The organism is Leifsonia sp. SIMBA_070 (genome assembly GCF_046534635.1).
Lineage (GTDB): Bacteria > Actinomycetota > Actinomycetes > Actinomycetales > Microbacteriaceae > Leifsonia.
On the sequence record NZ_JAWRYK010000063.1, the window covers coordinates 1 to 376 of the forward strand.

At 35.9% G+C, this 376-nt stretch carries 1 protein-coding gene; it reads right to left on the reverse strand.

Annotation, left to right across the window (positions count from 1 at the left end; genetic code table 11):
• On the reverse strand, nucleotides 1–368 hold a 368-nt coding region (locus SB754_RS19420), incomplete at its 3' end, for a tyrosine-type recombinase/integrase (protein WP_410784041.1).
• Between the last annotated feature and the right edge of the window lie 8 nt (nucleotides 369–376).

Here is a 376-nt window from a genome sequence, read left to right on the forward strand (position 1 = left end):
GTGAGATTCAGACATTCGGAAATACGTAGTCCTGTCATATACAATACAATAACCACTAAGCGTATTAGGTCATGATCGATAGTCTGAACCAATAGCTTCACTTCTTCCTCGCTCAAATATGTTCTCTCTTTCTGTTGAACTTTAATTTTCTCAATGGAAATTGCCACATTCCTCACTACAATTTCTTTATTGTAGGCATATGAAAAAAAGGAGCGAAGTGTATGTAGATTTCGCACTCTGCTTGAAGGAGCATACTTCCTTTCATCCTTTAGATAGGTCAGATAGTCTTGTATATCGTTTGATGTAATCTCATCAACATAAGGCTCACAATTGTACTTATTCTCTAGAAAACGAGTAAAACATATCAAATCCTTCC